This window comes from Xanthomonas sp. NCPPB 3570 (assembly GCF_056725115.1).
On sequence record NZ_CM161513.1, the window covers coordinates 1,859,102 to 1,882,540 of the forward strand.

General features: G+C 68.9%; 21 protein-coding genes. 14 read left to right on the forward strand and 7 right to left on the reverse strand.

Annotation, left to right across the window (positions count from 1 at the left end; translation table 11 throughout):
* Window position 1: 1 nt before the first annotated feature.
* The 4 genes from AC1PLR_RS08180 to AC1PLR_RS08195 all read left to right on the forward strand — a co-directional run bounded on the left by AC1PLR_RS08180 (window position 2) and on the right by AC1PLR_RS08195 (window position 6,425).
* Complete coding sequence (locus AC1PLR_RS08180) at window positions 2–1,297, forward strand: sugar ABC transporter substrate-binding protein (protein WP_420010223.1); 1,296 nt, start codon at window positions 2–4, stop codon at window positions 1,295–1,297.
* Complete coding sequence (locus AC1PLR_RS08185; protein WP_010342668.1) at window positions 1,294–2,175, forward strand: carbohydrate ABC transporter permease; 882 nt, start codon at window positions 1,294–1,296, stop codon at window positions 2,173–2,175. The genes AC1PLR_RS08180 and AC1PLR_RS08185 overlap by 4 nt, the downstream gene beginning before the upstream one ends.
* Complete coding sequence (locus AC1PLR_RS08190) at window positions 2,172–3,008, forward strand: carbohydrate ABC transporter permease (protein WP_010342667.1); 837 nt, start codon at window positions 2,172–2,174, stop codon at window positions 3,006–3,008. The genes AC1PLR_RS08185 and AC1PLR_RS08190 overlap by 4 nt, the downstream gene beginning before the upstream one ends.
* A 300-nt stretch (window positions 3,009–3,308) precedes the next feature.
* A complete protein-coding gene (locus AC1PLR_RS08195; protein ID WP_481103559.1) occupies window positions 3,309–6,425 on the forward strand; it encodes a discoidin domain-containing protein in 3,117 nt (1,038 codons plus the stop codon).
* A gap of 157 nt (window positions 6,426–6,582) precedes the next feature.
* Here AC1PLR_RS08195 and AC1PLR_RS08200 read toward each other — a convergent pair whose 3' ends face one another.
* The 5 genes from AC1PLR_RS08200 to zwf all read right to left on the reverse strand — a co-directional run bounded on the left by AC1PLR_RS08200 (window position 6,583) and on the right by zwf (window position 12,518).
* Window positions 6,583–7,236: a bifunctional 4-hydroxy-2-oxoglutarate aldolase/2-dehydro-3-deoxy-phosphogluconate aldolase gene (locus AC1PLR_RS08200; protein ID WP_481103230.1), complete on the reverse strand. Its 654-nt coding sequence runs from the start codon at window positions 7,234–7,236 to the stop codon at window positions 6,583–6,585.
* 71 nt (window positions 7,237–7,307) lie between these two features.
* Window positions 7,308–9,224: a phosphogluconate dehydratase gene (edd, locus tag AC1PLR_RS08205; protein ID WP_481103231.1), complete on the reverse strand. Its 1,917-nt coding sequence runs from the start codon at window positions 9,222–9,224 to the stop codon at window positions 7,308–7,310.
* Window positions 9,225–9,361: 137 nt separating this feature from the next.
* Window positions 9,362–10,081, reverse strand: a complete 720-nt coding sequence (gene pgl / locus AC1PLR_RS08210) for a 6-phosphogluconolactonase (protein WP_010342663.1) — start codon at window positions 10,079–10,081, stop codon at window positions 9,362–9,364.
* Window positions 10,078–11,085: a glucokinase gene (gene glk / locus AC1PLR_RS08215; protein ID WP_371182593.1), complete on the reverse strand. Its 1,008-nt coding sequence runs from the start codon at window positions 11,083–11,085 to the stop codon at window positions 10,078–10,080. Before glk ends, pgl begins: the two co-directional genes overlap by 4 nt.
* Window positions 11,082–12,518, reverse strand: a complete 1,437-nt coding sequence (gene zwf / locus AC1PLR_RS08220; protein WP_026144039.1) for a glucose-6-phosphate dehydrogenase — start codon at window positions 12,516–12,518, stop codon at window positions 11,082–11,084. The genes glk and zwf overlap by 4 nt, the downstream gene beginning before the upstream one ends.
* A 441-nt stretch (window positions 12,519–12,959) precedes the next feature.
* Here zwf and AC1PLR_RS08225 point away from each other — a divergent pair, with 441 nt between their 5' ends.
* On the forward strand, window positions 12,960–14,072 hold the full coding sequence (locus tag AC1PLR_RS08225; protein ID WP_481103232.1) for an ABC transporter ATP-binding protein: 1,113 nt from the start codon (window positions 12,960–12,962) through the stop codon (window positions 14,070–14,072).
* Between the two features lie 29 nt (window positions 14,073–14,101).
* On the opposite strand, the gene ygfZ is transcribed toward AC1PLR_RS08225, so the two are convergent.
* Window positions 14,102–14,974, reverse strand: coding sequence for a CAF17-like 4Fe-4S cluster assembly/insertion protein YgfZ (ygfZ, locus tag AC1PLR_RS08230; protein WP_481103233.1), 873 nt, complete (start codon window positions 14,972–14,974; stop codon window positions 14,102–14,104).
* A 39-nt stretch (window positions 14,975–15,013) separates the two neighbouring features.
* Here ygfZ and AC1PLR_RS08235 point away from each other — a divergent pair, with 39 nt between their 5' ends.
* The 9 genes from AC1PLR_RS08235 to lolD all read left to right on the forward strand — a co-directional run bounded on the left by AC1PLR_RS08235 (window position 15,014) and on the right by lolD (window position 21,530).
* Window positions 15,014–15,184, forward strand: a complete 171-nt coding sequence (locus AC1PLR_RS08235) for a DUF1674 domain-containing protein (protein ID WP_081481960.1) — start codon at window positions 15,014–15,016, stop codon at window positions 15,182–15,184.
* A 60-nt stretch (window positions 15,185–15,244) separates the two neighbouring features.
* Window positions 15,245–15,637, forward strand: a complete 393-nt coding sequence (sdhC, locus tag AC1PLR_RS08240) for a succinate dehydrogenase, cytochrome b556 subunit (RefSeq protein WP_017912577.1) — start codon at window positions 15,245–15,247, stop codon at window positions 15,635–15,637.
* Window positions 15,634–16,020 carry a succinate dehydrogenase, hydrophobic membrane anchor protein gene (sdhD, locus tag AC1PLR_RS08245; protein WP_010342655.1) on the forward strand — a complete coding sequence of 129 codons (387 nt, stop codon included), beginning with the start codon at window positions 15,634–15,636 and terminating at the stop codon, window positions 16,018–16,020. Before sdhC ends, sdhD begins: the two co-directional genes overlap by 4 nt.
* Before the next feature lie 33 nt (window positions 16,021–16,053).
* Window positions 16,054–17,844, forward strand: a complete 1,791-nt coding sequence (sdhA, locus tag AC1PLR_RS08250; protein WP_010342654.1) for a succinate dehydrogenase flavoprotein subunit — start codon at window positions 16,054–16,056, stop codon at window positions 17,842–17,844.
* Window positions 17,845–17,955: 111 nt separating this feature from the next.
* Complete coding sequence (locus AC1PLR_RS08255; RefSeq protein WP_017908442.1) at window positions 17,956–18,738, forward strand: succinate dehydrogenase iron-sulfur subunit; 783 nt, start codon at window positions 17,956–17,958, stop codon at window positions 18,736–18,738.
* A 127-nt stretch (window positions 18,739–18,865) separates the two neighbouring features.
* Window positions 18,866–19,114, forward strand: a complete 249-nt coding sequence (locus AC1PLR_RS08260; protein ID WP_010342652.1) for an FAD assembly factor SdhE — start codon at window positions 18,866–18,868, stop codon at window positions 19,112–19,114.
* Window positions 19,065–19,517 (forward strand): hypothetical protein, encoded by a 453-nt coding sequence (locus AC1PLR_RS08265; protein WP_481103234.1) that lies wholly within the window; start codon window positions 19,065–19,067, stop codon window positions 19,515–19,517. The genes AC1PLR_RS08260 and AC1PLR_RS08265 overlap by 50 nt, the downstream gene beginning before the upstream one ends.
* Window positions 19,518–19,540: 23 nt before the next feature.
* On the forward strand, window positions 19,541–20,785 hold the full coding sequence (locus AC1PLR_RS08270) for a lipoprotein-releasing ABC transporter permease subunit (protein WP_010342649.1): 1,245 nt from the start codon (window positions 19,541–19,543) through the stop codon (window positions 20,783–20,785).
* A gap of 37 nt (window positions 20,786–20,822) precedes the next feature.
* Window positions 20,823–21,530: a lipoprotein-releasing ABC transporter ATP-binding protein LolD gene (gene lolD / locus AC1PLR_RS08275; RefSeq protein ID WP_010342647.1), complete on the forward strand. Its 708-nt coding sequence runs from the start codon at window positions 20,823–20,825 to the stop codon at window positions 21,528–21,530.
* A 652-nt stretch (window positions 21,531–22,182) separates the two neighbouring features.
* Here the strand turns inward: lolD and AC1PLR_RS08280 are convergent.
* Complete coding sequence (locus AC1PLR_RS08280; RefSeq protein ID WP_481103235.1) at window positions 22,183–23,247, reverse strand: SDR family oxidoreductase; 1,065 nt, start codon at window positions 23,245–23,247, stop codon at window positions 22,183–22,185.
* Window positions 23,248–23,439: the final 192 nt, after the last annotated feature.

Genomic DNA, 23,439 nt, shown 5'->3' on the forward strand with positions numbered 1-23,439 from the left:
CATGATCGGTCGTTGGGTTTCGCTGGGTTTGGTTGTATTGGCGGTGTGCGGCTGCGCACGCGCGCCGCAGGGCGAGGTGGTGCGGTTCTGGGCGATGGGCCGCGAGGCCGAGGTGGTGGCCGAGCTGATTCCGGAGTTCGAGAAGGAGAATCCCGGCATCCACGTGGACATCCAGAACATCCCGTGGACCGCCGCGCACGAGAAGCTGCTTACCGCCTTCGCCGCCGACGGTCTGCCGGACGTGTGCCAGTTGGGCAACACCTGGATCCCGGAATTCGCCGAACTGGGCACGCTGCAGCCGCTGCAGCCCTACGTCGACCGCTCCAAGGTGGTCGATCCGAAGGACTACTTCCCGGGCATCTGGGACACCAGCGTCATCGATGGTCACCTCTACGGCATCCCCTGGTACGTGGACACGCGCCTGCTGTTCTATCGCAAGGACATGCTGCGCGACGCCGGGGTGACCAAGCTGCCGCAGACCTGGGCCGAGTGGGAGCAGGCGATGGCGGCGGTGAAGAAGCACGTCGGGCCGAAGCGCTACGCCATCCTGATGCCGCTCAACGAGTTCGAGCAGCAGTTGTCGCTGGGCCTGCAGATGCCCGATCCGCTGCTGCGCGACCACGACAACTACGGCAACTTCAACAGCCCCGGCTTCCGCAAGGCGCTGGCGTTCTACGCCAACATGTTCGACCAGGGCTGGGCGCCGAAGATGTCGGAGACGCAGATCTCCAACGTCTGGGACGAGTTCTTCAACGGGTTCTACGCGTTCTACATCTCCGGCCCGTGGAACATCCGCGAGTTCCGCAAGGTGCAGCCGGCCGCGCTCAAGGACCAGTGGGGCACCATGCCGCTGCCCGGCCCGGATGGCCCCGGCGCCGGCATCGCCGGCGGCACCAGCCTGGTGATCTTCCGCAAGTCCGAGCACAAGGACGCGGCGTGGAAGCTGATCGAATTCCTGTCGCGGCCGCAGATCCAGGCGCGCTTCCACGCGCTGATCGGCGACATGCCGCCGCGGCGCAGCACCTGGGCGTATCCGTCGCTGGCCGAGGATCCGCTGGCGCATGCGTTCCGCGATCAGCTGGAGCGGGTCAAGCCGGCACCGAAGGTGCTGGAGTGGGAGCGCATCGTGCAGGAGATGCGGCTGGCCACCGAGCGCGTGGTGCGCGGCGGTGAGCCGCAGGAGAAGGCGATGCGGGAACTGGACAAGCGGGTCGACGAGATCCTGGAGAAACGCCGCTGGATCCACCAGCAGCACCGCGAAGGCACGGCGGCGCCGGCCGCGGGAGCGGCGCCATGAAGCGCGGTTCCCTGATCGGCTGGCTGTTCGCCGGCCCGGCGCTGATCGTGATCGGCGTGTTCTTCGGCCTGCCGGTACTGTCGGCGCTGGCGCTGAGCGTCACCGACTTCGACCTGTATTCGCTGGCCGACCGCCACAACCTGCGCTTCGTCGGCTTCGGCAACTACATCGAGTTGCTGCAGACGCCGATGTTCTGGAAGTCGCTGTGGAACACCACATACTTCGTGATCGTCGGCGTGCCGCTGTCCATCGGCGCCTCGCTGGGCGCGGCGCTGCTGCTGAACGCGCCGGTGGCGCGCTTCAAGGCGCTGTTCCGCACCGCGCTGTTCGCGCCGGTGGTGACCACGCTGGTGGCGGTGGCGGTGATCTGGCGCTACCTGTTCCACACCAGCTACGGCCTGGTCAACTACGGCCTGGCGCACCTGGGCATCGGCCCGATCGACTGGCTCGGCGACCCGCACTGGGCGATGCCGACCATCATGCTGTTCGCGGTGTGGAAGAACTTCGGCTACAACATGGTGATCTTCCTTGCCGGCCTGCAGGCGATCCCGCAGGACCTGTACGAGGCCGCGCGCATCGACGGCGCCTCCAAGTGGCGGCAGTTCCTGCACATCACCCTGCCGATGCTGGGACCGGTGCTGCTGGTGGTCGGGGTGATCACCGTGTCCGGCTACTTCCAGCTGTTCGCCGAACCCTACGTGATGACCCGTGGCGATCCCCTGCAGAGCACGGTCAGCGTGCTGTATTACATGTTCGAGGAAGGCTTCAAGTGGTGGAACCTCGGCCGCGCCTCGGCGGTGGCGTTCCTGCTGTTCCTGATCATCCTGGGAGTGACGACGGTGATGCTGCGCTTCGGCCGCAAGAGGGACCTGGTATGAGCCGGGAGATCGGCGCCTCGCGCTGGAACACGCTGCTGGTCAACGGCGGGCTGCTGCTGCTCGCCGTGATCAGCCTGGCGCCGCTGTTGTGGATGGTGTCGGTGTCGTTCATGCCGGCGGGGCAGGCCAGCCGCTTCCCGCCGCCGATGCTGCCCACCGGCGCCACCCTGGCCAACTACGGCGAGCTGTTCTCGCGCACCGGCATGGCCCGCAACTTCGCCAACAGCCTGCTGGTGTCGTGTGCGATCACCTTCGGCTCGCTGCTGATCAACACCATGGCCGGCTACGCCTTCGCCAAGCTGCGCTTCGTCGGCAAGGAGCGGATCTTCCAGATCCTGCTGGCGGCGCTGGTGATCCCGGCGCAGGTGGCGATGCTGCCGCTGTTCCTGCTGATGAAGCAGCTGCACCTGGTCAACAACTTCGGCGGCGTGGTCGTGCCGGCGCTGGCGACGGTGTTCGGCATCTTCCTGGTGCGCCAGTACGCGCGTTCGATCCCGGACGAGCTGCTGGAGGCCGCCCGCATCGACGGTGCCGGCGAGCTGCGGATCTTCTTCCAGATCGTGCTGCCGATGCTCAAGCCGGTGCTGGTGACGCTGACCATCTTCACCTTCATGGCGGCGTGGAACGACTTCATGTGGCCGCTGATCGTGCTGACCGACCAGGAGCACTACACCTTGCCGGTGGCGCTGGCGGCACTGTCGCGCGAGCACATCATGGACGTGGAGATGATGATGGCCGGCGCGGTGGTCACGGTGATCCCGGTGCTGGCGCTGTTCCTGGCGCTGCAGCGCTACTACATCCAGGGTCTGCTGCTCGGCAGCGTGAAGGGGTGAGGCGCAACGCTTGCGCGCCACTGGCGCGCGTTGCGCCGAACGCCCGGCCATGGATGGCCGGGCCGGACGTTCCGGTGTCGGAGAGGCACGCCATGGATGGGTATCATCGAGCGTCGTAGGCGCAAACCGTACCGAACGAGTGGCCTTGGGCGCACGCCTGTAGGAGCGGCTTCAGCCGCGACAGTGGCACGGGATACTCCATCGGGGCCGACGCCCCTTGACAGAAGCAGATACGACGAACGAACGGGGAACACGATGAGGGACGGGATGGCGACGACGTGCGCACGCGCGATGCTGGCGATGCTGGGACTGGCGGCCGCCCAGGCCGTCGCCGCGCCGCCGACCTCCACGGTGACGCTGGACAGCTTCAACGATCTGGACAAGTGGCAGATCGTCGTCTCCAATCAGGTCACCGCCTCGACCCGGCTGGTACAGGCGCCCAGCGGCGGCCGCGCAAAGGCGCTGTGCCTGGACTACGACTTCAACGGCGTGTCCGGCTACGCCGGGATCCGCCGCAGCGTGCCGATCGACTACCCGGACAACTACCAGTTCGCGTTCCAGTTGCGCGGCGAGTCGCCGAGCAACGACCTGCAGTTCAAGCTGGTCGACGCCAGCGGCGACAACGTGTGGTGGGTCAACCGCCCGCGCTACGACTTCCCCACGCAGTGGAGCACCGTCACCTACAAGAAGCGGCAGATCGACAAGGCCTGGGGGCCGAGCCCGGAGAAGGAGCTGACCCGCAGCGCGCAGATCGAGTTCACCATCTACAACCAGGTCGGCGGCGCCGGCACGGTGTGCTTCGACCAACTGACCCTGACCCCGTTGCCGCCGCAGGACACCTCGCCGCTGACGGTCAAGGTCAGCGCCGATACCGCGCCGGCGCTGGAGCAGCGCATCGCCGACGGCAAGCCGGACACGGTCTGGTACAGCGGCAACGCCAAGAACCAGACGATCATGCTGGACCTGGGCAAGGTACGCGAGTTCGGCGGCGCCAAGGTGCAGTGGGCGCCGGGCGTGTACGCCTCGCGCTACACCGTGCAGGGCTCGGCCGACGGGCGTAGCTGGCGCGAATTGCGCACCGTGACCGCCGGCAACGGCGGCACCGACTGGCTGGCGCTGCCGGAGACCGAGGCGCGCTACGTGCGCTTCGACCTGCAGGACGGCCCCAGCTTCCGCTACGGCATCGCCGACATCGCGTTGCAGCCGCTGGCCTTCGCCGCGACCCAGAACGACTTCATCAAGTCGGTGGCGGCGCAGTCCACCCGTGGCTGGTTCCCGCGCGGCTTCAGCGGCGAGCAGCCGTACTGGACCATCATCGGCCTGGACGGCGGCCGCGAGCAGGGTCTGGTCGGCGAGGATGGCGCGATCGAGGTGGGCAAGGGCGGCTTCAGCATCGAGCCGTTCCTGCTGCTGGACGGCAAGCGCCTGAGCTGGGCCGACGTCAAGACCTCGCAGAGTCTGCAGGACGACTACCTGCCGATTCCCAGCGTGGACTGGAGCCACGAAAACGCCGCGCTGCGCGTGACCGCGTTCGTGCAGGGCGAGCCGGAGCAGGCGCAACTGGTGGCGCGCTACCGGCTCAGCAATCCGAGCAAGCAGCCGCACGACTACACCCTGGCGCTGGCGGTGCGTCCGTTCCAGGTCAACCCGCCCAGCCAGTTCCTCAACACCGTCGGCGGGGTCAGCCCGATCCGCTCGTTGGCCTTCGCCGGGACGCAGGTACAGGTCAACGGCCAGCCGCGGGTGTTCGCGGTGCAGAAGCCCGATGCCGCCTACGCCACCGCGTTCGATGCCGGCATCGATGTCGAACGGCTGAGTACCGGCGCCAGCGGCCTGCCGCAGCAGGCGCAGGATCCGGACGGACTGGCCTCCGGCGCCTTGCTGTACCGCGGGCGGCTGGCCCCGGGCGAGGTGCGCGAGGTGGCGCTGGTGATCCCGCAGACCGGCAACGCCGCGCTGCCGGCGGGCTTCGATGCGGCACGCGCGCAGCAGCAGGTCGCCGCGCAGTGGCACGAGAAGCTGGACCGCGTGCAGTTGCACGTGCCGGCGCAGGGCAAGGCGGTGACCGACACGCTGCGCACCGCGCTGGCGCACATGCTGATCTCGCGGATCGGGCCGCGCCTGCAGCCGGGCACGCGCTCGTACTCGCGCAGCTGGATCCGCGACGGGGCGATGATCTCCGAAGGCCTGCTGCGGCTGGGCCGCGCCGACGTGGTCCGCGAGTACGTGGAATGGTACGCGCCGTACCAGTTCGCCAACGGCATGGTGCCGTGCTGCGTGGACGACCGCGGTAGCGACCCGGTGCCGGAGAACGACAGCCATGGCGAACTGATCTACAGCGTCGCCGATTACTACCGCTACAGTGGCGACCGCGCCTTCCTGGAACAGATGTGGCCGCACGTGCTCGGCGCCTACACCTACATGGAGCAGTTGCGGCTGAGCGAGCGCACCGACGAGAACCGCGCGCGCAATGCGGCCTTCTACGGGATGATGCCGGTGTCGATCAGCCACGAGGGCTATTCGGCCAAGCCGATGCACTCGTACTGGGACAACTTCTGGGCGCTGCGCGGCTACAAGGATGCGGTGAGCATCGCCGCCGAACTCGGTCGCATCGACGATGCCGCGCGCTTCGCCGCCTCGCGCGACCAGTTCCGCCAGGACCTGTACGCCTCGCTGGACGCGGCCACCCAGCAGCACCACATCAATTTCCTGCCGGGCTCGGCGGAGCTGGGCGATTTCGATCCGACCTCGACCACCATCGCACTGGCGCCGGGCGGCGAGCAGGGCCGGTTGCCGCAGGCGCTGCTCGACAACACCTTCGAGCGCTACTGGAGCGAATTCGTCGGCCGTCGCGACGGCACCCGCGAGTGGAAGGACTACACCCCCTACGAGTGGCGCAACGTGTCCGCGTTCGTGCGCCTGGGCTGGCGCGAGCGCGCCTGGGAGGCGACGCAGTTCTTCTTCAAGGACCGCACGCCGCAGGCGTGGAACCAGTGGGCCGAGGTGGTCTCGCGCACGCCGCGCAAACCGTTCTTCCTGGGCGACCTGCCGCATGCCTGGGTCGCCTCGGACTTCGTGCGCTCGGTGCTGGACATGTTCGCCTACGCCCGCGACGTCGACGACAGCCTGGTGCTGGCCGCCGGCATCCCCGCCGACTGGCTCGACGGCAAGGGCGTGGCGATCGAGCAATTGCGCACCCCGCAGGGCCCGCTGAGCTACCAGCTGCGCCGGCAGAAGAACCGGCTGCTGCTGAACATCCCCGACGGTCTGCGTATGCCCAGCGGCGGCCTGGTGCTGCCGTGGCCATACCCGGGCGAACCGGGCCGCACCCTGGTCAACGGCGACGCGGCGCAGTGGGAGCACGGCGAACTGCGCATCCATGCGTTGCCGGCGGATGTGCAGATTGAGGTGCGTTGAGGCCGGGAATCGGGAGTGGGGAATCGGGAATCGCGACAGCAAAAGAAAAGCGCCGGCATGCCGGCGCTTTTTTTCTTTCTGGAGTATCGAGTTGTGAGAGCCGAGGTTATGGTTTTTAACGATTCCCTATTCCCCACTCCCGATTCCCGGCTAGGCCCTACCGCGCCGCCGACACGATCGCGGCCGCCTTGGCCGAACTCTCGCGCACCTTGTCCCAGGCGCCGTCGGCCAGCCAGTCCTTGGGCACCATCCACGAGCCGCCGATGCAGACGACGTTGGGCTGGGCCAGGTACTCGGCGGCGGTGCTTTCGCCGATGCCGCCGGTGGGGCACAGCTTGAGCTCGGCCAGGGGGCCGGCCAGGCCCTTGAGCATCGCCAGGCCGCCGACGGCGGAGGCGGGGAACAGCTTGCACACGCGGAAGCCGCGCTCCATCAGCGCCAGCAGTTCGCTCGGGGTGGCCGCGCCCGGCACCACCGGCAGCGGCGCCTGCGCCAGCGCGTCGGCCAGGGTCGGGGTGGTGCCCGGGGTGACGATGAAGTCGGCGCCGGCGTCGATCGACTGCTGCAGCTGGGTGGCGTTGAGCACGGTGCCGGCGCCGATCACGATGTCCGGCAGCTCGCGCTTGAGCATCGCCAGCGCTTCCATCGCCACCGGCGTGCGCAGGGTCAGTTCGATCGCCGGCAGGCCGCCTTCGAGCAGCGCGGCCGACACGCGGCGCGCTTCTTCCAGGCTGTGGACGGTGACGACGGGCAGGATGCCGGCCGCGCGCAGCAGCTGCTCGGCCTTGGTCTGGTGTTCGGCGATGGTCATGGGCGTCTCGGTTGCGAGGGGGGCGAGGCCCCGGCCGCGCACGGCCGGGGCAGGGTGAGGCAGGCGGCGGCTCAGGCGTCCTTGGATTCGTGCGGCGCGGCGGCGGCCTCGGCATCGCGGCCCAGGTCGTACTCGGCGTCGTAGTTCCACAGGTCGCCGTCGGCGGCCGGCGGGCCGCAGGAGATCGATAGCGCGCCCTGGTCGGCCGGGCCGACCATGCGGCGGTTGAGCCCGAACAGATTGCGGCCCAGGTCGTGCGCGGCCGGCGCGGTGTTCGGTGCCAGCGGGCGCGCGGCCCACTCGGCGGCGTCCACCAGCACTTCCAGGGTGCCGGCTTCGCCGTCCAGGCGCACGATGTCGCCTTCGCGCACGCGGGCGATGGGGCCGCCGCGGGCCGCTTCCGGAGTCACGTGGATGGCCGCGGGGAACTTGCCGGACGCACCGGACAGGCGCCCGTCGGTGACCAGCGCCACGCGCCGGCCCTGGTTCTGCAGCAGGCCCAGCAACGGCGCCAGCGAATGCAGTTCCGGCATGCCGTTGGCCTGCGGGCCCTGGTAGCGCAGCACCACCACGAAGTCGTGCGGCAGCGCGCCGGCGGCGTGCAGCTTGTTCAGCGCCTGCGGCGCGTCGATCACCACGGCCGGCGCTTCGATGGTACGGAACTGCGGCTTCACCGCCGACAGCTTGATCAGCGAACGGCCGAGGTTGCCGCGCAGCAGGCGCAGGCCGCCCTGCGCCTCGAACGGGTTGGACGCCGGGCGCACCACGGCCTCGTCGGCGCTCCTGGCCGGGCTCGGCACGTAGCTCAGCTTGCCGTCCTGCAGGCACGGCTCGTCGCCGTAGGCGCGCATGCCGCCGGGCACGATGGTGGCCAGGTCGTCGTGCATCAGCCCGGCGTCCATCAACTCGCGGAACACGAAGCCGATGCCGCCGGCGGCCGCGAAGTGGTTCACGTCGGCCTCGCCGTTCGGATACACCCGCGCCAGTAGCGGCACCAGTTGCGACAGCGCATCCAGGTCGTCCCAGGTCAGCACGATGCCGGCCGCGCGCGCGACCGCCAGCCAGTGGATGGTGTGGTTGGTGGAGCCGCCGGTGGCCATCAGCGCGACCACCGCGTTGACGATGGCGCGCTCGTCGATCAAGCGGCCCAGCGGGCGGAAGTCGTTGCCCAGGGCGGTGATGCGCAGCGCGCGCTCGGTCGCCTGCTGGGTCAGCGCCTCGCGCAGCGGGGTGCCGGGGTTGACGAAGGAGGCGCCGGGCAACTGCACGCCCATCGCTTCCAGCAGCACCTGGTTGGAGTTGGCGGTGCCGTAGAAGGTGCAGGTGCCGGGGGCGTGGTAGGACGCCGATTCGGCGGCCAGCAGTTCCTCGCGGGTGGCCTGGCCGGCGGCGTAGCGCTCGCGCACCTCGGCCTTCTGCTTGTTGGGGATGCCCGGGGTCATCGGCCCGGCCGGCACGAATACCGCCGGCAGGTGGCCGAAGGCCAGCGCGCCGATCAGCAGGCCCGGCACGATCTTGTCGCACACGCCCAGGTACAGGCTGGTGTCGAACATGTCGTGGCTGAGGCCGATCGCGGTGGCCTGGGCGATCACGTCGCGCGAGAACAGCGACAGCTCCATGCCCGGCCGGCCCTGGGTCACGCCGTCGCACATCGCCGGCACGCCGCCGGCCACCTGCGCGGTGGCGCCGAGCGCGCGCGCGGTGCTGCGGATGATCTCCGGGTAGTGCTCGAACGGCTGGTGCGCCGAGAGCATGTCGTTGTAGGCGGTGATGATGCCGAGGTTGGGGGTGATCCCGCCTTCCAGCCGGCTCTTGTCGGTGGGGCCGCAGGCGGCGAAGCCGTGGGCGAGGTTGCCGCAGCTCAGGCGGCTGCGGAACGGGCCATCGCGCAGCGCGGCGTCGATGCCGGCCAGGTAGGCGCGCCGCGACGGCGCACTGCGCTGGCGGATGCGTTCGGTGATCGCGTGGAGGGTCGGATGCAGGCTCATTGGCGGAAATGGCTATGAAGGGGGAATCGGGAAACGGGAATCGGAAGAGCGGGAATAGGCAAGGGAAATCGGAAGAGCGGAAAAGCGTCGGCGCGCAGCCGTTGCCAATCCCTAATCACCAATCCCCAATCCCGGCCTCACTCGCACCAATGCACGCGCAGGCGCGCACCCGGCGTATCGAAGGCGACGCGGATCGGATACTCGTGCGGGTCGGTGCCGGCCAGCGCGCGCTCCAGCACCTCCAGCTTCTGCTTGCCGCGCAACAGCAGCATGCGCTGGCCGATCGGCGCCAGGCCGGCCGGGGTCAGGGTGATGCGCAGCGGCCAGGTGTTGGCGCCGGGGCAGCCGGTGGCGTCGAGCGCGGCGTAGGGCAGCGGGTTGGTCAGCGCCTTGTTCAAGTCGGTGGCGCCAGGGAACAGCGAGGCGGTGTGGCCGTCGCCGCCCATGCCCAGCACCGCCATGCACGCGGCCGGGGCGTGCTGCGCGTGCAGGTTGGCGGCGTGCACGCTCTCCTGCAGCGGCTTGCCGACCCGCACCAGCGGTTCGAAACGCGCCTCCTCGGCGCGGTCCAGCAGGCTGTGCCGGACCAGGTAGGCGTTGCTGTCGCTGTCCTGCGGCGACAGCCAGCGCTCGTCGACCAGGCCGACTTCCAGCTTCGACCAGTCCAGCGGCAGCTCGGCCAGCGCCTGGTACACCGGCGCCGGGGTGGTGCCGCCGGACAGCAGCAGGCGCGCGCCGCCGCGGCGCTGGATCTCCTCGCGCAGCGCGGTGCCGATCTCGGCCGCCGCCGCGTCGATCCATTCGTCCGGATCGTCGTAGCGGATCAGCGTGATGCGGTCGGACAGCGTGGGGCTCATGCGATGGCTCCTGGGGATTGCCGCGCGGCGTCCACCGCGTAGGCGGCGGCGCCGAGCAGGCCGGGACGGGGGTGGATCACCGCCAGCGACGGCACCCGCGCCATGATCGACGAAAACCGGCCCTTGTGCTCGAAGCGCTGGCGGAACCCGGAATGCTGGATCGCATCGAGCATCTTCGGCACCAGCCCGCCGGTCAGGAACACGCCGTCCCAGGCGCCCTGCATCAGCACCAGATCGCCGGCGATGGCGCCGAACACGGCGCAGAACACGTCCACCGTGCGCATCGCCCGGTAGTCGCCCTGCGCGGCGCGCGCGGTGATGTCCTCCGGCTGCAGCGGGCCCGGATCGTCGCCGGCCATCTCGCTGAGCGCGCGGTGGATGTTGACCAGGCCGGGGCCGCAGATCAGGCGCTCGTTGGAGACGCGGCCGAACTGCTGCGACAGCAGCTCCAGGATGCGGATCTCTTCCGGCGTGCCCGGCGGGAAGCTGACATGCCCGCCCTCGGTCTCCAGCGGAAAGCAGCGCCCGCCGCGCATCAGCAGGCCGCCCACGCCCAGGCCGGTGCCGGGGCCGATCACCCCGTAGTTGCGCGGCACCTCGATCGACGACGGCGTCCAGCTGGCGCCGCCGACCTGGACCACGTCCTGCGGCCGCAGCAGGCTGATCGCCATCGCCTGCGCGGCGAAATCGTTGATCAGGTGCAGTTCGTCGAAGCCGAGCATGGCGCGGGTGCGCGCCCGCGAGATCACCCACGGATGGTTGGTGATGCGCGCCTCGTCGCCGTCGACGCGGCCGGCGACCGCGAAGGTGCCGCTGCGCGCGTCCACCCCGGTCTGTTCCAGGTAGTGGCGGGCGGCGTCGCCCAGCGACGGGAATTCCACCACCGAGTAGGTCTGGGTGCTGTCGTCGAGCAGCGGCACCGAGGCGTCGAGATCGGCGAGGGCGAAACGGGCATTGGTGCCGCCGATGTCGGCGACCAGCACCGGGCGCTGCGGCGCGCTCATTGCGCGACCTTCGGCGCGGCGCCGGACTGGTCGCAGGAGACGTAGGCCTGCGCTTCCTCCGGCCCCCAGCTGCCGGCCGGGTAGGGCAGCAGCGGCAGGTGCGCCTGCGCCCAGGCGGCGCTGACGCTGTCGATCCAGGCCCAGGCGGCGCGGACTTCGTCGTCGCGCACGAACAGCGCATGGTTGCCGTTGAGCGCGTCGAGCATCAGCCGCTCGTAGGCGATGCGCCGGTGCAGGCCGGTGGGCACCGAAAGTTCCAGTTCCAGCGGCTGCAGTTCCAGCGCGCCCCATTCCGGGCCGGCCAGGCTGCTCATCAGCCCCAGTTCGATGTTTTCCTGCGGCTGCAGTTGGAAGGTCAGCCGGTTCGGCGCCACCTGCTGCGCGGCCGGGCGCTCGAACAGCCAGTGGGTGACCGGCTTGAGCGTGACCACCACGCGGGTGGAGCGCTCGGCCAGGCGCTTGCCGGTGCACAGCCGGAACGGCACCCCGGCCCAGCGCCAGTTGTCGATGTAGGCGGTGACCGCGGCGAAGGTCTCCACGTCGCTGCCTTCCGGCGGCTGGTAGGCCTGCGCCGGCTGGCCGTTGATGGTGCCGGCGGTGTAGCGCCCGCGCACGCTGTCGCGGGCGGCATGCTCTGCGCTGAGCGGACGCAGCGCGCGCAGCACCTTGACCTTCTCGTCGCGGATGCGGTCGGCTTCCAGCGACGCCGGCGGCTCCATCGCCACCAGGCACAGCAGCTGCAGGATATGGCTCTGCACCATGTCGCGCAGCGCGCCGGAGCGCGCGTAGTAGGCGTCGCGGCCGTCCACGCCCTCGCTCTCGGCGACCAGGATGTCCACCGACTCGATGTAGTTGCGGTTCCACACCGCTTCCAGCAGCGTGTTGCCGAAGCGCAGCGCGATCAGGTTCTGCACCGCGGCCTTGCCCAGGTAGTGGTCCAGGCGGAACACGCGGTCCTCGTCGATCAGCGCGCCGATCGCCTGCACGATCTCGCGGGCGCTGTCCGAATCGTGGCCGATCGGCTTCTCCAGCATCAGCCGGTGCGGTGCGGCCAGGGCGCCGCCCAGGGCCAGGCCCTGGCAGGTGCTGATGTACAGCCCCGGCGGGATCGCCAGGTAGCTCACGCAGCGGCGCGCGGTCAGATCGCGCACCGCGGCGGCCACCGATTCGGCATCGCGCAGGTCCACCGAGCGGTAGTCGATGCGCGCCAGCAGCGCCTGCACGATCGATTCGCCGATCTGCGGCATTGCCGCCTGCAGGCGCGGCTTGAGGATCTCGTGGAACTTGGCGGTGTCGTGCGGCGACAGCGCCAGTGCGCGGATGCGGAAGTCTTCCGGCAGGAAGCCGTCGTCGAGCATGCGCAGCAGCGAGGGGAACAGATAGCGCTGGGCCAGATCGCCGGTGGCGCCGAACAACAGGAAGGTATCGTGCATCGACCGGGTTTCGGTTTCGGGTGACATGGTGTCGATCACCTGGGGGCTAGGAGTGACGTGGCGTGGGAAAGCGAACGGCGGCGACGGCCTGTATCCGGCCGGTTCGGGCGAAAGCGTGACGCGGGAGGGCCGCCAGGCGGGAACGCACGATCCAGGAGATGAATACGACTGCCAGACCTCTGAGCATACCTCTCCAATGCCTCATGCTGCAGGTCGGCTGTCATCCGGCAGGATGACGGGCGCGCGCCGGATCGGCGGCTGGCGGATCGCATTGCATGCCCTCCCAGGCTCGATGTTGCCCCGTGAAAACGGTTACATGGCAGAATACCGCATCGCGATCCATTGTTGCCTGCGCGCGGGCATGATGCGACCCGAATTCGTATGCACTGCCCTCGGGAGGGACCGGCGGCAGCCCGTTCCTCACTGCCGGAAACCGGATACATGGCGAAAGTACAACTGGACAACATCCGCAAGGTCTACGACAACGGCCAGGTCGCCGTGCACGGGGCCAGCTTCGAAGTGGCCGACGGCGAACTGATGGTGCTGGTCGGGCCCTCGGGCTGCGGCAAGTCCACGCTGCTGCGGATGATCGCCGGCCTGGAAGAGATCAGCGGCGGCGAGCTGCGCATCGGCGAGCGCGTGGTCAACGAGGTGGCGCCGAAGGACCGCGACATCGCCATGGTGTTCCAGAGCTATGCGCTGTATCCGCACATGACCGTGGCCGAGAACCTAGCGTTCGGGCTCAAGCTGCGCGGGGAGAGCAAGGAGGTCATCCGTCAGCGCGTGGCCGCCGCCGCCGACACCCTGGGCCTGACCCCGATGCTGGACAAGCTGCCGCGCGCCATGTCCGGCGGCCAGCGCCAGCGCGTGGCGCTGGGCCGCGCGCTGGTGCGCGAGCCGGCGGTGTTCCTGCTCGACGAGCCGCTGTCCAACCTGGACGCCAAGCTGCGCCACTCAGTGCGCACCGAGATCGCGCAACTGCACCGCAAGCTCGGCACCACCATGATCTACGTCACCCACGACCAGGTCGAGGCGATGACCCTGGGCCAGCGCATCGTCGTGCTCAAGGACGGGCTGATCCAGCAGATCGACACGCCGATGGCGCTGTACGACCGCCCGGCCAACCTGTTCGTGGCCGGCTTCCTCGGCAGCCCGGCGATGAACGTGCTGCGCGGGCGGCTGGTGGAGGAGGGCGGCCTGCAGCTGCAGTTGCAGGACGGCGGCCGGGTGCCGCTGCCGGGTGCGCAGGTCGCGCCGCAATGGCTGGGGCGGGAACTGGCGATCGGCGTGCGGCCGGAGCACCTGCAGCCCAGCGACGACGCCCAGGGCGGCTTCGAGGCCACCATCGAGGTGATCGAGCCGGTCGGCAACGAGATCTTCGTCAATCTCAGCCACGGCGCGCAGCCGCTGGTGATGCGGGTGGCGCCGCGCGCGCTGCCGGGCCTGGGCGAGCGCCTGCGGGTGGCGGTACGCGGCGACGCGCTGCATTTCTTCGATGCCGAGAGTGGGGGGCGCCTGGAGAGCGGGGAATCGGGAATCGGGAATCGGGAATAGCAAAAGCAACAGCGAAAGCGCCGGCGCGCTCAGCGCGCCAGGCCGTCGATCAGGGGCTGCCAACGTGCGGGGTGGCCGTCGACGTCCAGTCCCGCCGGCGGCGTCTCCTCCAGTGGCAGCACCGCCAATGCCAGGGTGCCGGCGACGCTGACCACGCTGCCGAACGGCTGGCCGTCGCGCAGCACCGGTGCGTCGATCGCCACGGGCGCATCCACTTCCAGCAACTGCGCGGCGCGCTTGGCCTTGCCCAGGAAATGGGTGCGGGCGACGATTTCCTGACCGGGGTAGCAGCCCTTCTTGACGCTGAAGGCGTGCAGCCGGTCCAGGCCCAACTGCTGCGGCGTCCATTGTTCGCGCTGGCTCGGCGCAAGCCGGGCCAGGCCCAGGCGCAGGTCGGCCGCGCGCCAGGCCTCCGCCAGCGCCGGGTCGGCGGCCGGCTCATCCGACGCCGGCGCCGGCACCAGGCGCAGGGTGCGCGGTAGGCCGTCGCCGCCCATGTCCAGTTCGATCACGCCGGCCTCATCGTGCGTCGACGTCGCGCCGCGGGCCTGCTCGGGTAGGCTCAAACACCCGAAGGCATGCAGCGTGTCCTCGACCGTCACGCGCAGCTTGCGCCGGAACACGAAGCGGCCCAGTGCCGTCGCCAGTTCCTCGGCGCCGCCGTCGGCCAGCAGCATCAGCAAGGCGTCGTCGGCCTGGCGCAGCAGCGCGAACACCGCGATCACCCGGCCCTTGGCGGTGAGCCAGGCGTTCCATTGCCATTGCCCCGGTGCCAGCGCCTGCACGTCGTTGGCGAATTGCGCATGGGCGAAGGCCGCTGCATCCGGACCGCGCAATGCGACGTATTGCAGGTGTGGCAAGGCGGAAAAACCGCCGGATTCCAGATTCAGGTTGTCAGGCACGAGAGGGGAGGACTAAAATTGACGAGTTGTGAGACCCGCATGATAGGCCAACCAACCCCCACACCCGAGTCCGATCCCGAAACGCAGCGGCCCGCCGAGGACACCCCTCCGCAGACCGAGCCTGCGCCGCGGGAGATCGGCGGGCGCGGCGGCCTCGAGCCGACGCGCTACGGCGACTGGGAGAAAAACGGACGCTGCATCGATTTTTGAGCAGCTTTGAGCCAACGCGGCCTTAAGCACGCCGCCCAGCCGAGACAACGAGCCCAGCGAATGGCTACGCGCGAACGTCCCCTTTCCCCGCATCTGCAGGTCTATCGCTGGCAGATCCAGATGGTGACCTCGATCCTGAATCGAGCCACCGGCATCGTGCTGTCGATCGGTGCCCTGATCATCGCCGCCGGCCTGTTGGCGCTGATGCTCGGCCCTGCCTCCTGGAACTGCTTCCGCGACATCGCCGGCGCCTGGTACGGCCAAGTGTTCCTGTTCGGCTGGACCTGGTGCTTCGCCTTCCACCTGTTCGGTGGCCTGCGCCACATTCTTCAGGATTTCGGCCAGGGCTACGCCGTCCGCGCCTTCGTCACCATCGGCTGGCTGTCGGTCGTGCTCAGCTTCGTGCTGACCGCCGCGGTGTGGGCCTACGTGCTGCTGGGAGCCACCGCATGAGCCGCTATCGCACCCCGTTGAAGAACGTCCGCGGCCTGGGCGCGGCCAAGACCGGCACCGAGCACTTCGTGCTGCAGCGCCTGACCGCCACCGCGCTGGTGCCGCTGTCGATCTGGTTCCTGATCTTCGTGCTGAGCCTGCTCGGTTCGGACTACGTCGCCGCCACCGAGGCCGTGGCCAAGCCGTGGAACGCGATCCTGCTGGTCGGCTTCCTGATCGCCGCGTTCTGGCACGCCCAGCTCGGCATGCAGGTGGTGCTGGAAGACTACGTGCACACCTCGCTGCTGGCGCTGGCCGCGCAGACCATCGTGCGCTTCGTCGCCGTGCTCGGCGCCATCGTCAGCATCTTCGCCGTGGCGCGCATCGCGCTGGGCATCGCCTGATCCATCGGCGCCCCCTCTAGGAACCACATTTCGATGTCCGCTTACAAGATCACCGAACACAAGTACGACATGGTCGTGGTCGGCGCCGGCGGCGCCGGCCTGCGCGCGACCTTCGGCCTGGCCCAGAAGGGCCTGCAGACGGTCTGCCTGACCAAGGTCTTCCCGACCCGTTCGCACACCGTGGCCGCGCAGGGCGGCATCTCCGCCGCGCTCGGCAACATGGGCGAGGACGACTGGCGCTACCACTTCTACGACACCATCAAGGGCTCGGACTGGCTGGGCGACCAGGACGCCATCGAGTACATGTGCCGCGAGGCGATCCCGGCGATCATCGAGCTGGAGCACTACGGCGTGCCGTTCAGCCGCACCGAGGACGGCAAGATCTACCAGCGTCCGTTCGGCGGCATGACCACCAAGTACGGCGAAGGCCCGTCCGCGCAGCGCACCTGCGCCGCCGCCGACCGCACCGGCCACGCCATGCTGCACACGCTGTACCAGCAGTCGCTGGCGCACAACGCGCGCTTCATGATCGAGTACTTCGCGCTCGACCTGATCTTCGACGAGGAAGGCGCCTGCCGCGGCGTGCTCGCCCTGGACATGGCCGAAGGCTCGCTGCACCTGTTCCGCGCCCACGGCGTGGTGCTGGCCACCGGCGGCTACGGCCGCGCCTACTTCAGCGCCACCTCGGCGCACACCTGCACCGGCGACGGCGGCGGCCTGGTGATGCGCGCCGGCCTGCCGATGCAGGACATGGAGTTCGTGCAGTTCCACCCGACCGGCATCTACGGCGCCGGCTGCCTGATCACCGAAGGCGTGCGCGGCGAAGGCGGCATTCTGCGCAACAGCAGCGGCGAGCGCTTCATGGAGCGCTACGCGCCGCACTACAAGGATCTGGCCTCGCGCGACGTGGTGTCGCGTTCGATGACCATCGAGATCCGCGAAGGCCGCGGCGTCGGCGAGCACAAGGACCACATCCTGCTCGACCTGACCCACCTCGGCCCGGGCGTGATCGACGACAAGCTGCCCGGCATCGCCGAGAGCGCGCGCATCTTCGCCGGCGTCGACGTGCACAAGCAGCCGATCCCGGTGATCCCGACCGTGCACTACAACATGGGCGGCATCCCGACCAACTACCACGGCGAAGTGGTGCGCAAGGACGGCGACAACCCCGATGCGGTGGTGCCGGGCCTGTACGCCATCGGCGAGGCCGCCTGCGTGTCGGTACACGGCGCCAACCGCCTGGGCTCCAACTCGCTGCTCGACCTGGTGGTGTTCGGCCGCGCGGTGGCCAACCGCTGCGCCGAGACGATCAAGACCGGCGCGCCGCACAAGGGCCTGCCGGGCGACGCCTGCGACAAGGCGCTGGGCCTGTTGGACAAGCTGCGCAACGCCAACGGCAGCACCCCGACCTCGGTGATCCGCGACAAGATGCAGCGCACCATGCAGTCCGACGCGGCGGTGTTCCGCACCAGCAAGACGCTGAAGGAAGGCGTGGACAAGATGGCCGACATCTTCGCCAGCTTCGAGGATGTCAAGGTGTCCGACCGCTCGCTGGTGTGGAATTCCGACCTGATCGAGACCTACGAGCTGAACAACCTGCTGCTCAACGCAGTGGCGACGATCAACTCGGCCGAACAGCGCAAGGAAAGCCGCGGCGCGCACGCCCACGAGGATTTCCCCGACCGCGACGACGTCAACTGGCAGAAGCACACGCTGGTCACCGTCGACGACAAGGGCCAGTGCAGCTTCGACTACCGCCCGGTGCACATGTACACGCTCAGCAAGGACGTGGACGTGGTGCCGCCGAAGCCGCGCGTTTACTGACCACAGCCGGGAATCGGGAGTAGGGAATCGGGAATCGAGAACAGCGCATGCGCTCTTCGCTCCCGCTTCCCATTCCCCATTCCCCAATCCCCATTCCCGGATTTTAAAGCCATGGCAGAGTTCACCCTCCCCAAGAATTCCAAGATCGGCAAGGGCAAGCACTTTCCCGCCAAGGGCGCGAAGAATGTGCGGACCTTCAAGGTCTACCGGTGGAATCCGGACGACGACAGCAACCCGCGGACCGACACCTATGAGGTGGATCTGGACGCGTGCGGCCCGATGGTCCTGGACGCGCTGATCAAGATCAAGAACGAGATCGATCCGACCCTGACCTTCCGCCGCTCGTGCCGCGAGGGCATCTGCGGGTCGTGCGCGATGAACATCGACGGCACCAACACGCTGGCCTGCACCAAGGCGATCAGCGACTGCGGCAAGAAGGAAGTGCCGATCTACCCGCTGCCGCACATGAGCGTGGTCAAGGATCTGGTGCCGGATCTGACCCACTTCTACGCGCAGTACGCTTCGATCAAGCCGTGGATCCGTACCCAGACCCCGCCGCCGCCGGACCGCGAGCGGCTGCAGTCGCCGGAAGACCGCAAGAAGCTCGACGGCCTGTACGAGTGCATCCTGTGCGCGTGCTGCTCGACCAGCTGCCCGAGCTACTGGTGGAACGGCGAGCGTTACCTTGGCCCGGCGATCCTGCTGCAGGCCTACCGCTGGATCATCGACTCGCGCGACGAGGACACCGGTGCGCGCCTGGACGATCTGGAAGATCCGTTCAAGCTGTACCGCTGCCACACCATCATGAACTGCGCGCGGACCTGCCCGAAGGGCCTGAACCCGGCGCTGGCGATCGCCGAGATCAAGAAGCTGATGATGGCGCGCCGCGCCTGATCGCAGCGGCATACGTTCCATACGGCGGGCCTGCCCGCCGACCGCGCGGCACCGGCTTTCGGGTTCGGTGCCGCGTTCGTTTTCGGCGGCTGCCGTGCGGCGCCGCCCCCAGGCAAGGGCGCATGCGATGGACGAGAGCACCGAACTGAAGAAGCTGCGCTGGCGCTGCCGGCGCGGCATGCGCGAACTGGACCAGTTGTTCGGCCGCTACCTGGACCGGCGCTGGGGGGAAGCTTCCGAGGCCGAACGCGGGGTTTTCCTATACCTGCTCGATTGCGAGGACGATAAGTTGTGGCGCTGGTTCATGGGCTACGAGGCCTGTCCCGATGCACGCGCCGCCGATCTCATCGCTTCCATCCGCGCCATGCCGGCTTGACTGGCGCCCCTCGCGCTGGCTGCTGGCCGCGCTGACCCTGCTCGGCGCGCTGGCGCCGCTGTCGCTGCTCGGTTCCGACCTGCCGCCATACCTGGCCTGGCCGGCGGCCGTGCTGGCGCTGTTGTACGCGGTGTGGCTGCTGCGCCGCGAGGCTGGGCGGGCGCAGCGCACGCTGTTGGTTCCTGCAGGTGTCGGTACCGCCAGCATCGATGGCGCTGCGGTGAGCGACCTGCAGGTCGCCTGGCGCGGGCCGCTGGCGTTCGTGCGCTGGCGCGACGCGCAGGGGCGCACCCAGCGCCTGGCGTGGTGGCCGGACACGCTGCCACCGGCGGCACGACGTGAACTGAGTCTGGCCGCTTCGGCCCATGCCGCTTCGTCTGCGCCGCCGCAAATGGCACCATAGCGCTCCCTGGATGGTGGCTGCGCATGTTCAAACCCTTACCCGTGGCCATCGGCCTGCGCTATCTGCGCGCCAAGCGCCGCAACAATTTCATCTCCTTCATCTCCATGGCCTCGATCCTCGGCATCGCCCTGGGCGTGACCGTGCTGATCACCACCCTGGCGGTGATGAGCGGGTTCCAGAAGGAGATCCGCGACCGCCTGTTGCAGATGGCCGCGCATGCCACGGTCAGCGCGCAGGGCGCGCCGATGGAGGACTGGCAGCACGCGGTGGACGTGGCTATGCGCGACAAGCGCGTCGCCGGCGCCGCGCCCTACGTCGAGGAAGAGGCCCTGCTGACCGGCCAGCGCAACCAGCCGGCGATCGTCCGCGGCATCCTGCCCAAGGAAGAGGCCAAGGTCTCGGTGCTGGCGCAGAAGATGAAGCAGGGCTCGGTCGACAGCCTGACCCCGGGGTCCTACAACATCCTGCTTGGCCAGGAGCTGGCGCTGTGGCTGGGCGTGGGCGTTGGCGACAAGGTGGTGGTGATGCTGGGCGAGCCGCAGGCCAGCCCGATGGGCATGGTGCCGCGCTACAAGCGCTTCACCGTCAGCGGCATCTTCGAGGCCGGCTACAACGAGATCGACCGTGGCCTGGCGGTGACCAGCATGCCCGACCTGCAGCGGGTGCTGCGCATGGGCGACGGCGTCACCGGCGTGCGCCTGAAGCTGTACGACATGGACCAGGCCTGGAACGTGGCGCGCGACTTGGCGCTGAACCTGCACGGCCCGTACATGGTCAGCGACTGGACCCGCGAGAACGCCAACCTGTACCAGTCGCTGAAGATGGAAAAGACGGTGATGGGCATCCTGCTGTCGCTGATCATCGCGATGGGTGCGTTCAACCTGGTGTCCTCGCAGGTGATGCTGGTGACCGACAAGCAGGCCGACATCGCCATCCTGCGCACGCTGGGGCTGAGCCCGGGCGGGGTGATGCAGGTGTTCATGGTGCAGGGCACGCTGATCGGCGTGATCGGCACCGTCGCCGGCGTGATCGGCGGCATCGTGCTGACGCTCAACCTGGAGCGGATCCTGGCCGGCATCGAGGCGGTGTTCAACATCAAGCTGCTGCCCGAGGACGTCTACTACATCACCGGCCTGCCCACCGACATGCAGCCGCACGACGTCATGGTGATCACCATCGTGGCCTTGCTGATGAGCTTCCTGGCCACGCTGTACCCGGCCTGGCGTGCGGCGCGCACGCAGCCGGCGGAGGCGCTGCGCTATGAATGAGGGCCGGGAATCGGGAATGGGGAATCGGGAATCGGGAATGCAGAAGCCACAAGCGGGCGCGGCGATCCGCGCCGAAGGCCTGGCCAAGACCTACGCCGAAGGCAAGATGCGCACGCCGGTGTTCGACGGGCTGGAGCTGAGCGTGGCCGCCGGCGAGACCGTGGCCATCGTCGGCGCCTCCGGTGCCGGCAAGAGCACCCTGCTGCACCTGCTCGGCGGCCTCGACGTGCCCACCTCCGGCGAGGTCTACGTAGCCGGGCAGCGCATGTCGGCGCTGACCGACGCGGCGCGCGGGCAGTTGCGCAACCGCTCGCTGGGCTTCGTCTACCAGTTCCATCACCTGCTGCCCGAGTTCACCGCGCTGGAGAACGTGATGATGCCGGTGCTGCTGGGCGGCGCGCCGATGCCCGATGCCGATGCGCGCGCGCGGGCGCTGCTGGAATCGGTGGGCCTGGGCCATCGTCTGGAACACAAGCCGGGCGAGCTGTCCGGCGGCGAGCGCCAGCGCGCCGCGGTGGCGCGTGCCCTGGTCAATCGCCCGGCCTGCGTGCTCGGCGACGAGCCGACCGGCAACCTCGACGACAAGACCGCGGCCAACGTGTTCGCGCTGATGCTCGAACTCAACCGCGCGCAGCGCACCAGCCTGGTCCTGGTCACCCACGATCGCAGCCTGGCGCGCAAGCTGGACCGGGTGCTGGAACTGCACCAGGGCAAGCTGCGTGAATTGGCGCCTGCGGACGTTTGAGTGAGTGTGGTGGCGGCGGCATGTGTCGCCGCCTTGCACAGTGTCGGGAATAGTCGCGGCCTTAGGTCGCCAGCCGTTGAAATCTGTTGCGTGCGTTCGGGGCCGGGCGTGACAGCCTGGCTTGCTGTGCAGTGCTCGCGGTCACGACAACAGCGGTGTTCTGCGACCCGATGCAGTGCGCGTCGGGACTGAAGTCCCTCCCACAGTGCACATCGACGCTTCGCCGCGCGATGGAGCGACGTCAGGCTCGACGAGCGACGCAGCGAGCCGCGGAGGCTTTACTGCATCTGCCGACTCCGAAGATCCTCGGACAGGCGCAAGCACTTCGATCGCAAGCGTCCCGTAGGAGCGGCTTCAGCCGCGAAGGAGCGTCACCGGTAGAGCCTGTCGCGGCTGCAAGCCGCTGCTACACGTGCACCCCATGTAGGAGCGGCTTCAGCCGCGACGAACGAAGCCGGCACGTAACCGGCCTTCGTTGCTGTCGGCGCCGAAAAACTTCGTACGGCATTCCCTGCAAATGCGTCGCCGCAGCACTGCAGCGGATGTCCCGACAACGACGACCGTCCTGCAGCGCATCGCATGCTCCGTAGTCGGCGACCTTTCGGATTGCCGCGTTCCCGCTGCCGGACGACTCCTCACCCAGCCGCGTGCCTCAGGGAATCACCCGCTGCGCGCGCAGCCGCGTGAACAGCTCCAGGAACGAGGCGCGGCTGTCGTAGTAGCCGAGGAAGCCCAGGTCGCGGCTCTTGGTCATGTCGTTGACGCACTCGATCTCGCGGCCGAGGTCGGCATCGGTGTGCCACCACGAGGCGAGTTGGTTGACGTCCGCCTGCACCAGCCCATGCTGCTCGGCGATCTCGCGCCACAGGGCCGGCGCGGCGTCCTGCAGCCGCGCTTGCAGCGGCATCGGCGCATCCGGATAGGGGGCAGGGTCCAGGCCGAAGAACGCGGCGATCTCGCCCCACATCCAGCGCCAGCGGAACACGTCGCCGTTGACCGTGTTGAAGGCCTGGTTGCGTGCGGCCGGATTGGTCGCCGCCCAGGCCAACTGGTGGCCGAGCAGGCCGGCGTCGGTGAGGTCGGTGAGGCTGTCCCACTGCGCGCGCGAGCCGGGAAACACGAAGGGCTGCCCGGTGTGCTTGCACAGCGTCGCATACACCGCCAGGGTCACGCCCATGTTCATCGCATTGCTGCCGTTGGCCTGGCCGATCATGGTGTGCGAGCGGTGCACGCTCCAGCCGAAGCCATGGCGCGCGGCGGCGTCGAACAGCAGGTCTTCCAGTGTGTAGTAGAAATTCTCGCCCGGCTGCCGCGGCTCGCTCTCGCGGAACGGCGTCTCCGCCTTGCCGCTGCCGTAGTGCTCGAACGAGCCCAGGTAATGTTTGGTGCCGGTGACCAGCGCCATGTGCTGCAGCGCTGCGCCGTCCAGGCCTTCGCACAGGTGCCGCAACATCGCGCCATTGGCGGCGACGTTCTCCTTCTCGGTGTCGCGCCGCGTCCAGGTGCAGAAGAACACGTGGGTGATCGGCAACCCACGCAGCGCGGCCACGGTGGCCTCGCGGTCGAGCAGATCGGCCGCCACCGGGATCACGCCTTCCTGCGGCACCGGGCGGCGTGCCAGCCCATAGACGGTCCAGCCGTCGGCGACCAGGACGTTGGCGAGGTTGTAGCCGGAGATGCCGGTGACTCCGACGATCAGTGCGATGCCCTTGCGCATGCGCGCACTCCTTACGACGTTGGGCACAGCACCATAGGCGCCTGGCGATGAAGCTGCGGCGAACTGCACCAGGACTGTGACGCGGCGCGCGCTCGGCTTAGGCAAATTCTGACGCGGTGTCCCGGCATAGCCCGATGGCCCGCGTCGAATCGCGATGCGACGCTGGCACGGCGATCGCGATGGCATTGCACG